This is a genomic window from Aporhodopirellula rubra, from assembly GCF_014192335.1.
GTDB lineage: Bacteria > Planctomycetota > Planctomycetia > Pirellulales > Pirellulaceae > Rhodopirellula > Rhodopirellula rubra.
Map to the genome: position 1 here is coordinate 124,033 of NZ_JACHXU010000018.1, position 19,053 is coordinate 143,085.

Annotated in this window: 9 protein-coding genes; 2 read left to right on the forward strand and 7 right to left on the reverse strand. The window is 53.4% G+C overall.

All coding sequences use genetic code 11. The annotated features are described in order from the left end of the window. Positions 1-105 precede the first annotated feature (105 nt). From FHS27_RS21860 to FHS27_RS21895, 7 genes are all read right to left on the reverse strand, one after another. Positions 106-3,318, reverse strand: a complete 3,213-nt coding sequence (locus FHS27_RS21860; protein WP_246420520.1) for a sulfatase-like hydrolase/transferase — start codon at positions 3,316-3,318, stop codon at positions 106-108. Positions 3,319-3,496: 178 nt separating this feature from the next. Then, positions 3,497-5,068 carry a sulfatase family protein gene (locus FHS27_RS21865; RefSeq protein WP_246420522.1) on the reverse strand — a complete coding sequence of 524 codons (1,572 nt, stop codon included), beginning with the start codon at positions 5,066-5,068 and terminating at the stop codon, positions 3,497-3,499. Between the two features lie 74 nt (positions 5,069-5,142). Then, positions 5,143-6,948 carry a right-handed parallel beta-helix repeat-containing protein gene (locus tag FHS27_RS21870; protein WP_184307003.1) on the reverse strand — a complete coding sequence of 602 codons (1,806 nt, stop codon included), beginning with the start codon at positions 6,946-6,948 and terminating at the stop codon, positions 5,143-5,145. Between the two features lie 93 nt (positions 6,949-7,041). Next, positions 7,042-9,402: a beta-galactosidase gene (locus FHS27_RS21875; protein WP_246420532.1), complete on the reverse strand. Its 2,361-nt coding sequence runs from the start codon at positions 9,400-9,402 to the stop codon at positions 7,042-7,044. Between the two features lie 437 nt (positions 9,403-9,839). After that, positions 9,840-12,215, reverse strand: a complete 2,376-nt coding sequence (locus FHS27_RS21885) for an FAD-dependent oxidoreductase (protein ID WP_184307007.1) — start codon at positions 12,213-12,215, stop codon at positions 9,840-9,842. Positions 12,216-12,501: 286 nt separating this feature from the next. Continuing rightward, complete coding sequence (locus FHS27_RS21890) at positions 12,502-13,752, reverse strand: DUF1559 domain-containing protein (protein ID WP_184307009.1); 1,251 nt, start codon at positions 13,750-13,752, stop codon at positions 12,502-12,504. A 333-nt stretch (positions 13,753-14,085) separates the two neighbouring features. Further along, positions 14,086-15,903, reverse strand: a complete 1,818-nt coding sequence (locus FHS27_RS21895) for a sodium:solute symporter family transporter (RefSeq protein ID WP_184307011.1) — start codon at positions 15,901-15,903, stop codon at positions 14,086-14,088. A gap of 269 nt (positions 15,904-16,172) precedes the next feature. On the opposite strand from FHS27_RS21895, the gene FHS27_RS21900 reads away from it, so the two are divergent. Both FHS27_RS21900 and FHS27_RS21905 read left to right on the forward strand, forming a co-directional pair. Then, a complete protein-coding gene (locus tag FHS27_RS21900; protein ID WP_184307013.1) occupies positions 16,173-17,357 on the forward strand; it encodes an AraC family transcriptional regulator in 1,185 nt (394 codons plus the stop codon). Positions 17,358-17,711: 354 nt separating this feature from the next. Continuing rightward, positions 17,712-18,977 carry a glycoside hydrolase family 16 protein gene (locus FHS27_RS21905; protein WP_184307015.1) on the forward strand — a complete coding sequence of 422 codons (1,266 nt, stop codon included), beginning with the start codon at positions 17,712-17,714 and terminating at the stop codon, positions 18,975-18,977. Positions 18,978-19,053 lie beyond the last annotated feature (76 nt).

Genomic DNA, 19,053 nt, shown 5'->3' on the forward strand with positions numbered 1-19,053 from the left:
GGCATGGTGAGTACGCAAACATAGCTATCCATGCGACAAAAACCTTTGCATATGCGACAAACCGCGACGATAACCTGCCGCCTGATCAGCTCAACAGCCTTCTGTTCACTGAACGCCCGAGTATTCCTGAACTCCCATTTGCACTTCCCACGCAATCAGTTTGCGCGTCAACGCGTGGACGATCTCCGGGTGAGAAGCCGCCAAGTCGTGTTTCTCGCCTTCATCGTCGGGAATGTTGTAGAGACTGACCTTTCCACTTCGGTAAGCGAGCAACTTCCAATCGCCCTCGCGGACGGAAACGTACAGATCCTCGTACGCCCGATATCCGACCAAGGGTTCGCCACGATCGAGTACACTGTTTTCGCGTATCGTCGACACGAGCGAGACGCCATCGAGGTTTTCATAGTCACCAGGGTTTCCGCCCGCGATCTCGACCATCGTCGGGAACAAATCGGTTGACTGAACGAGGCTTTCGTTCCGAGTCGGTTTACTGACACCGGGCCAGTGCACCAGCATCGGCACACGGGATCCACCCTCACACAACGCGTCAACGCGTTTGCTGCCGCGAAGAGGCAAGTTCTGATACCAACTGCCTTGATCGGACAAGAAAATTACCACGGTGTCCTTGTCGATCTCTTTCTGCGCCAGTGCCTCACGCAAACGCCCCACCGATTCGTCCACCGCTTTCACTTGAGCGGCGTAAACCGCATCTTCTTTGGCGTACCCTTTTGCCTCGAAGTCTTCAACGAAATCACGGCGCCCCACCGGTGGCCGATGCACATTGTAATACCACATGGACAACATGAACGGTTGATCGCGATCATATTGCTTTACAAACCGCACCGCCTCATCGGTCAGCGTGTCGGTGAGGTAGCGTTCTTTCTCATCCGCCAACACATCAGAGTTTTTAAAAAATGGTGGATAGTACGACTTCGGATGCCCCGCGTTGCTCGTTCCGAACTGTGCATCAAAGCCTTGTTTGATCGGATGATAGGGCTCATGGCCGAGATGCCATTTACCGAAAAACTGATTGTAATACCCCAGTCCTTTGAGCGTCTCCGCATAAGTCGTGTGTTCCAACGGCAGCCAATTTCGACACGGAAACTGCGCCGGGTCAGTCTCCCACAAATTGAATTCGTCATCGGTCCGACCAAATTTGTCAAAGCCGAATTTGGGTTCGTTGGGAATGTGCCGTACGATTTGCAAACGGGTCGGGTGTTTGCCTGTCAGTAGCGTCGCGCGACTGGGACTGCACGTCGGACTCGGGATGTAGGCCCGTTCGAAATCAACGCTCTCGGCCGCCAAACGATCAACATTGGGAGTCTCGAACTTCGCGTTGCGATACCCAAGATCATTCCATCCTAGATCGTCAACGAAGAGCAACAGGATATTCGGTTGATGACCGACCGCCCCGACGTCGTCAACCGATGGCGATTTCTTGTTATCGCGGGCTTCTCCTAAGCCGGCATTGCTTTCGACCTTCAGATTGGTTGTGTCTATCGACGCCCCCACGGTCAATTCATGGTCGAACCCGAGGACTTTATTGTTTCGGATCGTCACATCATCGCAATACTCCAATACAATTGCGTCACCGACATCAACAGGAGGATAATCGTTGCTAAATTCGATCGTGTTTCCGGAAATATTCAGCCCCTTCACCGACCGAGCGTTGGCGATCAAACCGTTGAAGCTCTTCAGGGTATTTCCAGTGAAATCGATGTTTCGATGATAATGCCCTTCGCCCCAATGCTGATCGGCGGTGAAGAGCGGCGACGCGAGCAACGGATACCGGGCGGTTGCCTCGTAGCCGACATTGTCAAACACATTGTTGCGAATCGTGATGTCTTGAACCGCTCCCGATTCGTACCATTTGTTGTTGTCACCTTCGATCAAAATGCCATGCATTTGCGAACCGAAATAGTTGTTCTCGATCAACACTTTTCCCTTGGTCGTGACCAACACGGCGCGTGCCCGATTCTCTCGAATCGTGTTATTTTGCATGATCAAATCTGGATACCAGGTCAGATTTTCAACCGACAGGGGTCCCTCTGGCATCGTATCGGGAACTTCCTTCACCGTCATTACAAAACGATGTTCGTTGAGCACCTTCACGCTCTCAACCGTCGTCTCTGCAAATGGCAAAATCGTTGTGCGTGACAGCAACGCGATCTGGTCACCTGGCTGAGCAAACGTCAGGCCCCATTGTTGAAAATGGCTAATTTCGCACAGGAACTCGCGGTCTCCCAAATACTCTTCAACTTTGACATATGCCCCATGAACGTTAATGCCGTCGTCAAGCATATGCTCAAACAAGCAGTTCTCGAGCTTGATCGTTCCTTTGCAACCAATGAAGTGAGTCGCATCGGCGCGAGTTGAAACGATCCGGTCATCCGTTGACGTGACAACCAAATGATCCAACGTGACGTTGTCGGTGCGTTCAACAATCAGCCCCATCCCACCGGCGTCGTGAATCGTCACATTTTCGATGACAACATCAGCCGAATTGGTCACATGAATCGCCTGACACAAACGACTCGTCGGATGAACTCCGTAGGCGACCAGCACACTGCCGATCGGAGGTGCCCGCTTGACGCCGTTTTCAATACGAAAACGATTTTTCCCAGTCGCCGTGACCTTTGCCCTCTTCGAATTCACCGAGTACTGATTAGTTTCATAAATCGGTGAACGGGTTTCCGGATCGAACACCATATTCGAACCGATCGGATCATCTTGACCATAACGTTGGAACAGGATATTGCCGCCGGCAATGGTGTAGGGATATTTTTCAGGATCCGTCTCAACGACAAAACTTTTGTCGGCTTCGTCTCGCTCGACCACGGTCATCTCGGCATGAAACGACCGCACCCAATCGATAGAAAAATTCTTCAGCGTGGCTCCTCGCGTACGTTCGATCGTCACGGGCACCATCCGACCGTGAAACAAAAACAGCGACCCTCCGCCGTCGATCGTAATGTTTTCACAATCAAAGAGAGGAAAACCGAATCGCTTCAAACCGTTGTCATGGTTCGCCACCGCTCGATACATTTCCAAGGCATTTTCGGGATGGAAGTCATATTGCCCCTCAGGAAACACCAACGTGACATTCGATTCGCCCTTCACCGAATCGAGCAACTGATTCACCTCATAGGTCACATCTTTCCCCGGAACGATCCCGTGTTCAGCAACATCGATCGTTCTTGCATACAGTGGTGCGACCAACAGCATGCACGTGCAGAGCACGACATTCCGAGTCACCAAAGAGTTCGCTCGAGTTAACTTCATTGCAAAGGCGCCTTTAAGTGTTGGGTTGAAATGCATGAGAGCTTCTTATCGGGATCGCAGCCACGCCCATCGTCGCAACAGCATGTCAAATGAGTGGGGAATCTCTGGATCGGGCGGATTCGTCCGTCTCACCAGGGAGGCGGCGAGCACGATTCAGAGGAACAACGAACGTCCATCGGGGAGAAAGTCGTTCACCAGCAACATGGCGACTCTGTCAGAAACCGAGCTGTTTTTTATCGAGGTTCTTGTTACCCGTTGCTTTTTCGGGAGCAACATTAACGATGATTTGCCGAAGCTCTTCGAGCTTCGCCGGATACTGGTCGGCAACGTTGTTCTGTTCCGCGGGATCTTCGGAGAGATGAAACAAGAGCCCAGGTTCGTCGACCTTGGTTTCCTTCCACTCTCCAATACCACCACGTTCAGTGACACTTCCTGGAGGGATGTATTTCCAATCTCCCTTACGGACCGCGATTTGAGTCAATGCTTCTTGGATAACGTAATCACGGCCCACGTCCGACTGACCGAGCAATGCGGGCAAAACGTTCTGGCCGTCCGAACCGGCGTCCACGGGCATCGGTTTTTCGATCAACGCCGCGATCGACGCAAACATGTCGACCTGACTAATGATCGCGTCAGAAACATGCGGTGTCACTTTGCCCGGCCACGAAACAATCAACGGCATCCGCGTGCCACCTTCCCAACGACTGTACTTGCCGCCGCGAAATGGTCCGCCTGCTTTGTGATCCCCTTGCCGCTCAATCGCCCCGTCCCAATATCCATCGAACAAAACAGGGCCGTTATCCGACGAGATCACGATCAGAGTGTTTTCGTAAACGCCGGCTTTCTTCAATTCGTCGACGAGCCGACCGATGCACCAATCAAAAACCGCCAACGCGTCACCCCGCGGTCCCAAACTCGATGATCCCGCAAAGCGAGGATGAATGACGCGAGGGACGTGATTCTCGTTCGGAGCGTAGTACATGAAGAATGGCTCGTCCTTATGCTTGGCGACAAACTCGATGGCCTTGTTCAGATACGTGTCGGCCATATCCTCATCTTTAAAACGTGCCGAGTGACCGCCCGTCATGTATCCGATGCGGCTAACGCCATTAACAATCGTACAGGAGTGTTGTTCGTCCGCCTGAACTTTCAACATGTGCGGGTGCGAAACGCCCGTGGGCTCGTCACCCACCATCGTTTCATAGTTGACTTCGATCGGGTCGGACGGATCGAGCCCCACCACACGTCCATTCTCAATGTAGACCGATGGCACGCGGTCCGCTGTCGCAGCCATGTTGAACGAATATTCGAACCCGACTTCCTTCGGCCCCGGTGCGATCTCGCCGTTCCAATCCAATGGGCTCTCCGCCGAACCGAGCCCCAGGTGCCACTTGCCAACCAACGCCGTCGCGTAACCGTTGTCACGTAAGAACGTTGCGACCGTAGGTCGTTGGGTCGATATAATCAATGGCGCGTTCCCAGGCAAAATAAGCGCCGATTGATTGCGAAACGCGTACTCCCCCGTCAGCAACGAGTAACGCGATGGAGTGCATGTCGCGGCAGTGCAATATGCCGAGGTGAATCGAATCCCTTCGGCTGCCAAGGCGTCAATGTTCGCGGTGTCTGCCCCGACGCCGCCATAGCAACCGAAGTCGCCATACCCGATGTCGTCGCCATAGATCACGATAATGTTCGGCGATTCGGCACCGGCCTTCACCGGGACGCACCCAACGGCAATCAACAGTGGCATGGCCACGACAAAGAAAATGAAGGCAGCTCTAATCATGACTTATGAAAGCAAAAGAGTTGTAAAAGTTCGCCAGTCAACGACCAACGAAAATCGAGTGAAAGAATTAGAAATCAAAATCCCTGGTTGTCTTCGGCGACCAGCGTTTTCTCGGTGATCGCATCGACTTCAAAACGAGGTGTGTGTTCACCCTCATACGTGTTATTGACAACTCTCACGTTGCGACAATTCCTAAAGTCGAACGCGGCCGCCGTCGGATGCAGCGACTCCGCATCACCGCTCTGACGAATCGTATTGCCGGATATCACCAACCCGTCGACGCGATCTGCCCAAACGATCCGATTGTCGAATGTTTCAACCGTGTTGTTCTCGAACCGGATGTTTCGGTCATATCGAACGTCCTGGTCAAACGTCTTACCTAACCGCGGTGTGATCGTGAGCACCGCATGCTCCATTGCACTGTACGCACAATACTGAAACCGATTATTGCGAATGAGCACATCGTTCACGGCGCCCGATTCAAACCAAAAGTACGTTTCGCCACGAAAGAAAATGGAAGACATCATCGACGAAAACTCATTGTTCTCAACAACGGTTTTGAGAGGAGTCTTCAGAACAATATTCCTGGCCCTGTGATTCCGAACGGTACATCCACGCATCGTAAAAGTCGGGCTCCACGTTTTGTTCTCGAGAACATCACCAGGAACAAGGTCACGAGGCAGCGGCTTTGCGAACGTTAATTGCACGAACTGACCATTGATCGGCGTAATCGAGGCAACCTCATTTACGGATGCTCGCCTCGGATCAGGTTGATGCACGAACCAGATTTCATCACCGACACCCGCAAATTCAAATCCTGACTGCTCGAAATGCATCAGCTTGACGCGAACGGTATGCGTGTCGATCACTTCATCGACGCTCACGTAGGTGCCGTGCACGTTCGTACCGTCGTCGAGCATATTTTCGAAACGACAGTTCTCCACAAGAATATCGCCTCGGCAATTGCAAAAATGGGTCGCATCAGCGGTGGATGAAATGACGCGATTAGTTCCTTTGCGAAGGTGGACACCACACCCGGTGAGTGTCGCGGTATCAGATCGCTCCATCAGAAATCCCATTCCGAGCGCATGATGGATAATCACGTTTTCGAAATGGATATTCTCCGACGACTTTACGTGAATGGCCGGTGCATAACGGTCATGCTCGCGATCTCCCTTCGAGCTCAACAACGTTCCGACCGCGGGATATTTCCGGAGTCCTTCATAAAAACGCAGCACACCACCGGCGCGTTTTTCAACTAACCGAGGCCGACTTTCCAGATCGAGGGCACCATGAGCGACGCGTCGTTCTTTCGCATCGAACGCCAGCGTGCTTCCCAAATACGGATAGCTGAATCCGTCTACATCCGGAAAATGTAATTGACCGTCGTGCAGTTTCCATGAAAACCCATCCGTCATCGGCCGAATGTCTCGCCACTGCTCGGTAGGATTACAAGCAACCACTTCACCTAAAAAGGTGAAAGGGATATCCCAGTCGATCGTGATGTCGCGCGCCCTTACCCGTCCGCAGTTCTCGAAGAGAAACGGCATCATTTGGCCGTGAAAGATCAGTTCGCTGCCGTTACCCTCGATTTCGATCGAGCTTAAATCACGAAACGGAAACGCGATACGTTTCCTCCCGTTTCCGTGGTTCGTAATCGCGCAGTCCTTTTCAAACGCATAGCCTGGACGAAAGTAGTACGTTCCTTTCTCGATCACGATCTTTACATCGTCGCTGTCGGCAACTTCGATCGCCTTGCGAACTACCGGAGTCATGTCAGTATCAGCGGCCGATAGATAGATCACCTCTTCCGCATTCAAACCTTGCAGAACGCAGGAATGACTGCACAGGATCAACAGCACGAAAAAGATGGTTTTCACTCGATTATCTTCTCAAATGTCGTTAGGGTTTTGACAACCCGATTTTCGGTGGATCGGCATCCAAACGCAGGCCGGCATCGGCATCACGCGGGATTATTTCAAGGTGGCCTTTAACAAGCGAACTTCACACGGTTGGAGGTTGACGATGCCACTAACTCGGTTTCGGTCAATGGCATCGATCATGACTTCCGACTTTGCTTTGTTCGGACGCAACTTCACGACTCGCGGATCTTTGCTAACGTTGTTCATCGCGACCGAGATCATTCCCGTCGCAGGATCCACGGACTGAGTTAAAAAAACTCCATATGCCTTCGTACCGTTTTCGTCCGTAATCTTGAAATCGAGTGGTCTCTCGACCTGTGACGGCATTAACAACGGCTCCAACTCTTCTACCATCTCGAGAACGGGTTTGATCGAGATCGCGGCGGTTGGAGAGATCGAGGAGTCATCGTCGCGTTGAAATCCGAGTTCGTTTTTCACAAAACTCTTCTCTTGCTCGACGAATACGCTGCGTGCCCCTGACTCGCAAAACCGGACGACCTTCGCGAGCGTCTCGTCCGCAATGAATGGCGTCGGTGGAACGACGAGAGTTTGCGACGCCTCACTCAATTGCTCCAATCCCGAAGGAGTCACAAAACCGATTCGCATGTTCGTTAACTTCAACGCCTCGTAGATGTCCGTCACCTGTGGCATGTAATCAGGATCTTGAATCGCGGAGTCCTCGCAATAGAAAATCACGATATCGCGTTGGGAAGGAACCGAGGCAATCACATCGGCAGCGTGGGCGTTAAGTTCCTTCATCACGCGTCCGTACGCATCGACGGCAATCGGTTGCGTTGCCAATTCGCCGATGTGATCTGCCTTGTCATTGAGCCCGCCATCGAGCCCTCGACCCCAGAGCCAAGGATTGATCATGCTCATCCCGTGAGTGAATGCCAGCCACATTGCCGATCGCACGTACGGTCGATTCATGTGGTAGTGCCGCCAACTGACCGTACCGAAACCATGCCATTCAGAATCATAAAACGGACGATCTGGACACAATGATTTGGTAAAGTCCAACACCATCGATTGATCGACCCACAGGTACGCGTATCTTGATGCCCATCCGGTTTCGGTATCACGCCCGTCTTCATTCTTGCCGTAGAAAGTTGTCCCCTGCGGAACGACTCGTAAGTCCGATCCGGGGATCTCTTGCAGCTTGGTGAGATATTCAATGTCCATGCCGCCGTCACGCTCCGAACTGCCCAAAGTGTGTCCGAGCGTTTTGATCGAAACGGGTGATCGATGCGGATCATGCCGTTGCGTCGTCGTCTTCAAAAAGGTGAACCAATCGTTCACTCGGTCCATGTTGAATCGACACCAGTCGTACCAAATCGCAGTTCCTCGAAGCGCCGGATCGATTGGCATGTCGACATTCACATCCGCGAAACTTACATGCTCGGTGCCGTGAGATTGATTTACCGCATCGATGGACAAGTACTTTTCCGCAATCCACTGACGAAATTTCTGCATGGTCAAATCGGAGACGCCGTTTTTGGCAAGCCAACCGCCTTTTTGAGTCGCAAAGTGCGGCTCGTTGGCGAGCAAATGCACTTGCGGCTGATCGCCCGCCGCGGCGGTGATCTTTGGCAAGACGCCCGCGCAGAGTTGCTCCATCCAATTGCGAATCAGTGGATTATCAATGTCGTATTTCGTAAAGTTCCTGGCACCTTGCTGAACTTCAGGATGCTTCTCAACCATCCATTTCGCAGGCGCGTGCCCGATCAAGTGAACAAGGGGCGCGGCGTTGTTGGCGACGTCATCCTGGGTTCGTTCAACCAAGCCTTTCTCCGTCCACGGAGAAACCGTTCCGTCTGCTCGAAGATGAGTCAACTGATAGTAGGCTCCACCGATGTGACCGAATGCCTGCATGTACTCGGGCGTACCCGGCAACCACACCAATGAATGCGGGAACACGGGTTTGCCATTGAGTCGATACGCTCCAGCGTCCAAGGTCATCTTCCCAATCGAAAAATCCGGAGGCGTTGATAGCGTGACCGAACCGTCGAGCTGCCGCGTCAGTTCGGCGATGGCGTTGTCAGCCACATCGAGACACGACCGCAGTTCGTTCCAGGGCAGATTATCGGCTTCTTTTGGATCCGTTTTGTTGAACCACCAAACCTTCTTGAAGATTCTGCGAACGTCTTCGACATGGTCCTTGTCGTGCTGTGCCGCAATCAGATAAGTCGTGATGACATGCTTGGACACCAACGCGTAGTCCGTGCAAACTCCCAATCGCTCCGCGTTTTGGATCAGAGCATCGAGAGCGTCAGCACGTTCTTGAACCTGTGACTTAAGTTCATGCCAAGCGGCATCGTCTTGATCAACCGAGACACCTTGAGCGATCGCCGGAACAACGGGCAATGCCAAACAGAGGAAGAGTTCACAAACACGCCTTGCGATATTCATCATTTCAGTCAGTGCCTTTGCTTACGTTTGTTTGCGATTATCCGAGCGACTATCCATAGACGGTTTATCGAGACTTACCAATTGCCACGTAAGGAACTTGATAACACACTCGCATGCCTTCAAGAATGAAGGGCCGCCAATTGTACTTGATCGTAATCACCGCGGCATCGCAGGACGCATGCACAAACAGTCCTCCGCGACGAAATGACAGAACAATCTGAACTGCTTGAACCAAGCAATAACCGTATAGACTTTTCTCTTTCGAAACGGTCATGAACCAGAGCATTTCAAGTGATGAAGTAGCCTTTCACAGTAGCAGGAATCACAAGCATTCATCGCTTGATTCACAGGGCAGGACCCCGGCTACTGTATAGAGACGCCGGCGTGCGGCATCATGAAACGTGACCACGCTACGTTTGTTGATCACACAGCAAAGGAAGTCAATTGGCAGCATCAAATACTCGCACACGAAAAATGCTCGCCGGGTAGGTTTCGCTTGCACATTCGATCTCGATTTGCAACCGAGACGTTTGGATTGGGTTGATATCGAACACACATCGCGTTTGATGATTGTCGAGCCGTTGGGCAATCACATTTCCCTGTTCATCACGGATGCGGATTGTCGAAATGCATGACGGCATCACGTTCTCTGGATGCCCCATTAACACGGACTCCATCGGTTGATCAAAATCCGTATCGAGTGCCACGATGATCCTAGCGACGGTGCACGGTTGATTCCAAGACAACTGGATCCAAGGCGAAGCGTCGTTTCGATCTGCAACCCACGCGTTGACCGACGTGGTCGGCCGTTCCGGGCCCTCCAACACATTCTCGGGTTCAAAACCCTGCAATGGCGGATCGAATTGCAACGCCCAATTTTTCCCACCAGGTCGACGCTGGGGCAACCAGAATTCGAAAGCATCAATCCCCAGGTCCGGCGGTGGGTCTTGCGCGGATCCTTTGCTAACCGCACGGTTTCCGCGTTGACTCAGCTCTAACACGCCTGACACCCGCTCGTCACTCAGAGCCAAATTCACGTCGGGGTTCGCAAGCACGCATAGCATGACATACCTGGGCACCTCGATCACGTCGGGAAATTTCATTTCGACTCGCTCGAACTCGGCACCATCAATCTCCACGCTCGTCCGCGTTGCAACGAGAGTTCCGCCAATTTCAGCCGAACGGGTTCGCTCATCACGAACATGCTTGCCCGCTTTCACTGGCACTTGCATTTCTGATAGGACTTCGTCGGGCGTGAAGCTTTCCTCGCGACTGCACGTTCGCAGTTGGACCGTGATCGATGTATCGCACTCTGAATGAGCCCACATCGTTATCTTGGGAAGGGCTCCCTCGCACACCGGCAGCAACATCGCGCGTGCTTCATCGAGAACGACCGATTCATTTCCAGGCAGGAATTGACTCAGCGAGAATTCGCTGCTCGAACGGACCACCGCAGATCCTGCGAGATCGCTGTTGTCGTGATAATCGATCATCGGAATGTGCTGCCCCGAACGAAGCAACTCGCGTTGCAAACCGTTCATGCGATCGGCTTCGGTCAGGTCTCTAGGCAACCAATCGTTGCGTCGGCAAATCGCCGCCGCCATGCCAACCGCCTGCGCGTTGTGGGCACAGGTGGCCATGACTCGTGTCGAGCCGAACGCCACATGGCTGGAACTGATGATTCGGCCGGCCAAGAAAAGGTTCCTAATATTGCGGCTATACATGCTCCGATATGGGATTTGGTAGACGCCCTTACTGTGCCACTGAGTGCAACCGGATTCGCTCGAAAAAACTCCGTCGACGGGATGCAGATCGATTGCCCAACCTCCAAAACTAACCGCGTCATGATGTCGACGTTGCTCGACGATGTCTTGCTGAACCATCATCACGTCGCCTTCAAACCGGCGGCTTTCGCGTTTACCGGGAATTTGACCGACCCATTCAAGCGTTAAATTTGCTGCTTCGGGAAACTGCCCCGAATTTTTGACATGGTCCCAAACACCATAGATAACCTCCCACAACTCCCACTTGATCCGCTCGGTGTCATGCACGGTGTCTAATCGACCTCCATGTTCGATCCACCAAAGTTGGCACCCGTGCTCGCTGGCATTGAAGCTACGCCAACGTGGAATTTGCGTAATGTCTTTGAACGCGAAACTCGGCGGTACGAATTGAACCGGCTTACCGAGATCCTTCGTGTAGAAGTACAACGAATGACCGAGTAATTCCTGGTTCGCGTGATCAGGAGCAACACCTTCACCGAACTCGTCTTTCGATTCCGCTCCGATCCGGAATGCGGCCCCAGACATGAACCCGATGATTCCGTCACCAGAGGCGTCACAAAACAACGGCGCCTCAACTTGATACATCGTGCCGTTCTGACTACAGAACGCTCGCACCGATTCGATGGTATTGGGATCCCGCTTGGTCACCTCAAACGCCGCCGTGTTGAGCAACAAGGTGATGTTCGACTCTTCGGCTACCTTTTCTAGCAAGATCGTATCGAGGACCAACGGATTGCCTTCCGGGTTGCGGTACGTGTTCTCAACTAGAATTTCATCGATCACACCGCCTTCACGGGCCCACCGGTTGTTATTGCCCATATGCGAAGTCGCACCGAGGATCCACAACCGAACTTCACTGGAAGCGTTGCCGCCCAACACAGGTCGATCCTGAATCAATACGACGCGAATTCCTGCGCGGGCTGCCGTAATCGCAGCGCAGGTTCCCGCCATTCCGCCACCGACGACAACCAAATCGGTTGCAAGATGCGTTAGAGCAAGTTCGCGATGTGATTGAGGCTCAAACGTTTTCATGACTTGGTTCGGCAAGCAATCGATTGGCTGGTAATGACTTAAGGACCATCTCCCGTGGAGAACCAGTAGCCCATTCTCGCCCCCGGGTGATCTCGGCCCTCGCGCCGGCCGTCCAAGCCATACTATACTACTTTTGCGGCCCCGCGGGTCACCTGCCGCGGTAATTTCCCGACGGCTTTTTGAACAGGCGTCGCAAAAACCAAGTGACTTCAAAAAAGGAGGGCCAAGACTCCCGCTCGGGAAGCCTAAGCCCAACTTGTACGAACATCCATTTTCCGTGGAGCGGTTACAACTCCTCTTGAATCACTTCCTTGTTGGCGCGAGTCCCGAGCGAGCCCCACAAACCGTACGGGCTCATCGAACCGGCGACGGACGATGGCGGTCCCGCGACCCCATCGAGGTAACTCACCATTTGGCTGTCGCCATTTCCGGATTCGATCGAGTCCGTGATGAACTTCACCGCACCGTCACCCATCAATACATGGCAACCACCTTGGTGACGACTGCTCGGCCCGTAGATGCCCCATCCTTCGTCATTGGATCCACCATCCTCGTGCGTCGCACCGGCACCGGTATAGCGATAGGTATCAACGGCACAGGACGCCGAGTTCGGAGGCAGGATGGTATTCATCATCGTGTAGACCGGATCCGAGTCGGCCCAACGATAACCACGCCCCTGACTCGAACCAAAGGTGGTCACGCCTGATGCCGCCCAAAACTGCGGACGCCCCGGATCCGTGTTGGCTTCGCAAAGTGACTTAGGCGTTGCACCAAGCGTTCCCGTAATATCGCCTCCGAGATCTTTCGGCATCGTCCTTGTGTCACGATCACCGAGGTCCGTCGTGATTTCGCCCATGACAATCGTGTTGGCAAGCCCATCGAGGATGTCACGAAATGCCATCTTTTGGAACGACACAAACGCTCCACGGCACTCTGCTCGCGCACGAACGGCATGGTCTTGATCAACGCTGTTCGAGTTCCAGTTCTGGGAACCTGCCGTCATCGCGTAAGAACTGTCGCCCACACACGCGGCGTAGTTGGTTCGCCCCATTCCCGGCAGACCAACACCTGGGTCACTCGGGCAACGTAGCGTGGGAATGTTGACGTTCCACGGTCCATAGTTCGTGTTCTCAGGCGTCGGCCCCATCGCGGTCCATGTGCCAGGCGTTCCGTCGGTGTTGAGTGCATTCGGGTTACTGATCTGCTCCCAAAGTGCTTGCCCTTCGACAAACGGGATAATCCCTACCAACATGCTCAACGAGCTAGCGTTTTGATCCGTTCGTGTAACGTTGTACCACGCCGTGCCGTCACGCCACGTTCCCGTTCGGTGCTTAGGAAGTTGATTGTAGGCGGAGTGGTAATTGTGGATTGCTAAACCGATTTGCTTGAAGTTGTTACTGCAACTCATGCGACGGGCAGCTTCACGTGCGGCCTGAACCGCTGGCAATAAAAGTCCAACGAGCACACCAATGATCGCGATAACCACCAATAGCTCCACCAGCGTAAAACCGCGGTTTGAATTCAAACGAAAACGCATAACGTGTTTCCTTAGCAACGAGAGAGAACGAACAAAATGACATCCAATCGCCTCAGCACCATGCAGACGGGAAAATCGATCTCCGCCGCCCTGAGAACCTCCTAAGGGTAGGCATCTGGCCGCAGCCCACAAACCACTATATGCGTCTAAATACTTCGCAAATGCGACAACCTGTTTTCCAAACGACTCAAGTGCGTTAGCCATCGTCTTGTCAACATCGATCACCCTGGCAGGAACCAGCCACCCCAATCCTCACTTGCTATGTCGCATCCGGTTACGTGTTATCCGCATTCGTGTATCGACGTCCACTGACTCGCAGCCGAAAGAGTGGACTTAGGATCGCGGACTCGCTGATTTGCGATGAGCAATGACCAGGATCAGAGTGGCTAACGCGACGAGCATTCCGCCAAATAACGACAAGATTCCCCGGTCATCGACGTTGTCAGGTACGAACATCAATAGGAACATCAACCCGCCGCAAACCGCGATCGACCACCCGACCACGATTGCCGGGAGCAAACTCGCAGCGGTCTCTTCGCTTTGGCCGCTTGCTTTCGTCGCCGAAGTAAGTCGCTCGATCGCACGATGTCCTTCTGACTCACCTTTGCTGCATAGCTGCAATACACTCAAGATCAAAATCGGCAGCACCACTCCGGTAAGTGTTTTCACCACGCTGGAGTTGCCTTGCACCCAATCAGCCAACGGCGCAAGTGTTTCGTAGTCGCCCAAAAAACCATCGGCGTTCAAACCAAAACGGACCACGATCCCGACCAGCAACGACACGCTCGCCGTGATCCATACAGCCGAAGAAGTGATCGTTCGGCTCAGCAATGACCACAACGTGGGTGCGAGCAGTCCCACAACGACCATCTCCGTCACGCTGATGATGACCTTTTCCGCTCCACCTAGCGATTCGTACGACAACGCGATCGCAATCAACAGTGCCCCCAACGCCAGTGTGATGATCCGACCGACGCGCACCAGTGAAGGGACATTGAGGCCTCGTTTCATCAGAGGGCGGAATATGTCATTGGTCATCACACCCGAAAACACATTCAACTGCGAACTCACCATGCTGGCGGTCGCCGAGAACATCGCCGCGATCATCAACCCGACCATTCCCGCGGGCAACACACTGCGACACGCGTCGATGTAAGCGGTCTCGCTGAGCAACAGCACCGTACTTTCGGACGCACCGTCGGGAATGGGAGAATGCACACGCCAAATCAGCGGAGGCAAGAGCCACAAGATCGGACTCAACAAATACAACCCACCGAACAAATAAGTGCTCTTGCGAGCCGCTGCGGCATTGGGAACACAAATAAAACGTTGCACAAACGCCCACTCCGCACCAATCATGAAAAAGTGAATCGCACACCAGCCTGCCAAGAACAGCAGCGTGTAGTCTCCGGATATCAGGCTCGTCATCGTTCCGTCACTAAGCACCTCGCTTCCCTTCACCTGCAGCGATGGCAGTACCGATGCTTGCTCGAAAAACCGTGAAAAACCGCCGACTTTGGCAATCGCCAACGGAATGACAAACAACACCGCCAAATTCAAAATGATGAACTGAAGGACGTCCGTCATGAGCACCGCCCAAAGCCCGCCGATCATCGTATAGACCACGACGATGCTGCTGAAAATGATGATGCCCCAATACAACGACAAATTTCCGGTGGCCGGATCTTGCAAGGGATTCCCATCGGCAAGCGGCATCAAATTCACCAAGATTCGCCCCAGCGCGTAAAGCGCGCCGGCGGTCGTCACCATCCTAAAAACGGTCATGAACCACGTATAAAAGTGCAGCGCACCGTTGCCGAATCGCAGTTGCACGTACTCTGCCGGGGTCTGAACCCCGATCTCTTTCCACCGCCCGGCAATGAAGTAACCGACTAGCAATGCCGATACCCCGTACATCAAGTTAATCGTCACCGCGACCATCCCCTGTCGATACGCGATGCCACCCCATACGACAAATGTATTTGCGGAAAACATGGTCATGAACGCGCTCAAACCACTGGTCCACCATGGTGATTGACCTCCGGCGGCAAACATATCCGCGCTGCTCTTGTTCTTGAGAGCGAACAGCATCCCGACGCCGAAAACCCCGGCCAGATACGCGATCAAAACGGCATAATCAACGGTTTGCATAGTGTTTCCGAACCAACGCGCAACGAACAAAAGAACTGAGGACGGACCGAAACACACCAACGCGATCAATCGCTCGATCACGGCGTTCACACGCTGGCGGGCGAACCGTTTCAATCAAAATCAGGATACGTTCGCATCCTAACGCCCCAGAGTCTGACCCGTAGACGCGGAAACCGAAAGTTCGATTTGCGTTTACTTTCTTTTGAATTGCGTCGGGCTACTCTATGATCCGATCTGTGGGGAAATGATGTTTTATCCGAAAGGTGCACGTGGCAAAAAAGAAATCCAACCAACGCAGAACGCAGCTGCCGCGAGTCGCGGTCCTAGTGGACACGTCGACTCAGTGGGGACGTCAGATCATTCGCGGTGTGACCAGTTACGCTCAACAGAATGGGCCATGGCACCTGCAAGTGGAACCGCGCGGACGCGATGATCGCATGCAACTCCCACGCGACTGGGATGGTGACGGCATCATCGCGCGGATCGCAAATACAACGCTCGCAAAAGACTTGAGCGAGCGTTCCGCCGCGATCATCAACATCTCAGGGATCAACCTCTCGGGCTATCACTTTCGACGCGTCATGACCGATTACAATGCGGTCGCCTCCCTCGCCGCAGAACATTTTCGCTCACGTGGATTCCAACGATTTGCCTACGTCGGACCGCTTAAGGTGTCTTATGTCAAAAGCCACGCCGACGCGTTCGAACAACGGATTGTGGCCGACGGCGGCCAGCTGCAGCGATTCAATTACGCTTACGAATCGATGTCGAGCGAACGTTGGCAAGTCCAGCGTCGCCGGCTCAGCCGATGGTTGGCCAACCTGGAAAAGCCGGTTGCGATTTTTTGCTGGGGAACAGCGGCGTCATGCCAACTTCTCGACATTTGCCGCCTCGACAGCATCATCGTTCCCGACGAAGTGGCCGTGTTGGCGGGCGATAATGACGATGTCATTTCGGCGACGACCGTTCCGCCGATGTCCGCGATTCTGAATCCCGCCCTGCAGATCGGCTTTCACGCCGCACAACGACTCGATCGGATGATGAAGAACGTTCGCGACGAAGACGACGACGAGCTGATTCCTCCCATCGAAGTGGTGACACGCGGTTCGACAGATGTCCTGGCGATCGAAGACGACGAACTGCTGCGAGCGGTTCGCTACATGCGAGAACACGCGTTTTCGCCGCTGACCGTGAAAGAAGTCGCCGATTCGGTTCCGTTGACCCGCCGCAGCCTGGAACGCAAATTCAGGGAATGGGTCGGCCGATCACCGTTAGCGGAAATCCATCGACTCCGAATCGCGCGCGTCAAAGAACTCTTAGCTACAACAGACATGCCGATGTCGCGGATATCCCTCGCGACCGGTTTCGGTACCCCAGAATACATGGCGACCGCGTTCAAAAAGGAAATGAACATGACGCCCCTGCGATACCGCTCGATGACACGCGCTCGCTAACGCAGACGCACTAACGCAGGCACGCTGAGCAAGAGCCGCAACAGCCCCGACCACCAAACGCCCCGATCCAGCGGTCGAGATTCCGCCAAATTGATGCGGTCTATCGTCACCCACTTGCTCGGAAAGCCCGTCCCGCCCGGGGATGTCGCATATCTAAAGAATTATGCCGCAATTGCAAACTTGGGTCTTGGTTGCAACGTGGTTAGCCTAGTACCCACGCACCTCTTTCAAAACGTCATCAAGGCTCGGCTTTAAGAACTCTTGATGACGGTACCGCACCACCCCACCTGCATCCCACCTCCAATGGTGCCCCACCTTCAACGCCGCCGAACGCTAATCCGCTCGGTTCAGATCATGAAAGTCATACCCTCACTCTTGCTATCGCTCCTCGTGTGCATCTGCTCGCGAAACTCCACTGCCCAGCAGCCCGATGTTGCGAATCAATCCGCAACCGATCTCTCGAAATGGAAACTCGTTTGGCAAGACGATTTTGACTATCCAGACGATCAACTGGATACAAACTGGATCGCCCAAAACGGACCGAGTGGCCACATCCTCTGTAGCCGCTGGCGAGAAAACGTCGTGGTATCCAACGGCATCTTGCAACTGATCAACCGAAAAGAAAATCGCGGCGGTCAAGAATGGACCTCAGGCAATATTTGGACAAAAATGAAATTCAAATACGGCTTCTTCGAATGCCGTTATCGATATGCCGAGGCGACCGGCACCAACAACTCATTTTGGTTGATGACCAAAGGCCCTGAACCCACCGAGGGCAAACGGTTCGAAATCGACATCAACGAAGGTCACTATCCCAACGAAGTGAACACGAACATTCACAACTGGTCGGATGTCGTGACGAACGCCGATGGCAAAAAGACTCACCCCAGCAACCATCTGGGAATCGCCTTCGGCAACCGTCCCGATTACACAATCCCATTCGAAATCCCAGTAACCACCAACAAACTCCGATTGACCTCGACGAGCGCCCCGCACTTTCACATCCGCGAGTTCCGAATTTTCCCCGCAAACGGAAGCGATTATCCTGACGCGTTTTCAACAACAGCTGATCAAGACATCCCTGGTCTCGTTAACTACGCCCGATCTCCCGACGTTCAGATCACCGCGAATGGGGTCTACAACAACCAGACAAAACCAACACACGCCGCCGATGGCAAGATCACGACGAGCTGGATTTCACCCGCCGACGGAGAAAAATGGCTGCAATTCGAATGGCCATCCCCCATCACGATTGGATGCATCCAGTTCATCAATGGTTGGCCAGACAAAGGCAAGTGGACCGGTTTAGGGCAACTGAACAACTACACGATTCAGGCCTACATCGACGAGCAATGGCAAAAAGTTTCGACAATGGATTCCAAAGACATCGCGAACTTTGGTGCGGACTATCACACCTACGGTTTGCAGTGGGACGAGAACAAACTCGTTTTCTACCACGACGGAAAAGAGATTCGGCGAGAGCAGAACACGTTCTGTTTTAGCGAAACGCCCATTTGGTTGAGTCTAGCGATCATCCGCTGGGCAGGCCCGCTCACAGACGATTTGGACGGTTCCAGCATGAAAGTGGATTGGGTTCGTTACTATCAAAAGTCGAAATAAATTCACCTTCGAACGCCCCACCGAGATCCAATTCATGCAACGCGGCCTCTCTTTTTTCTTCGCTCTCTCCACGGCA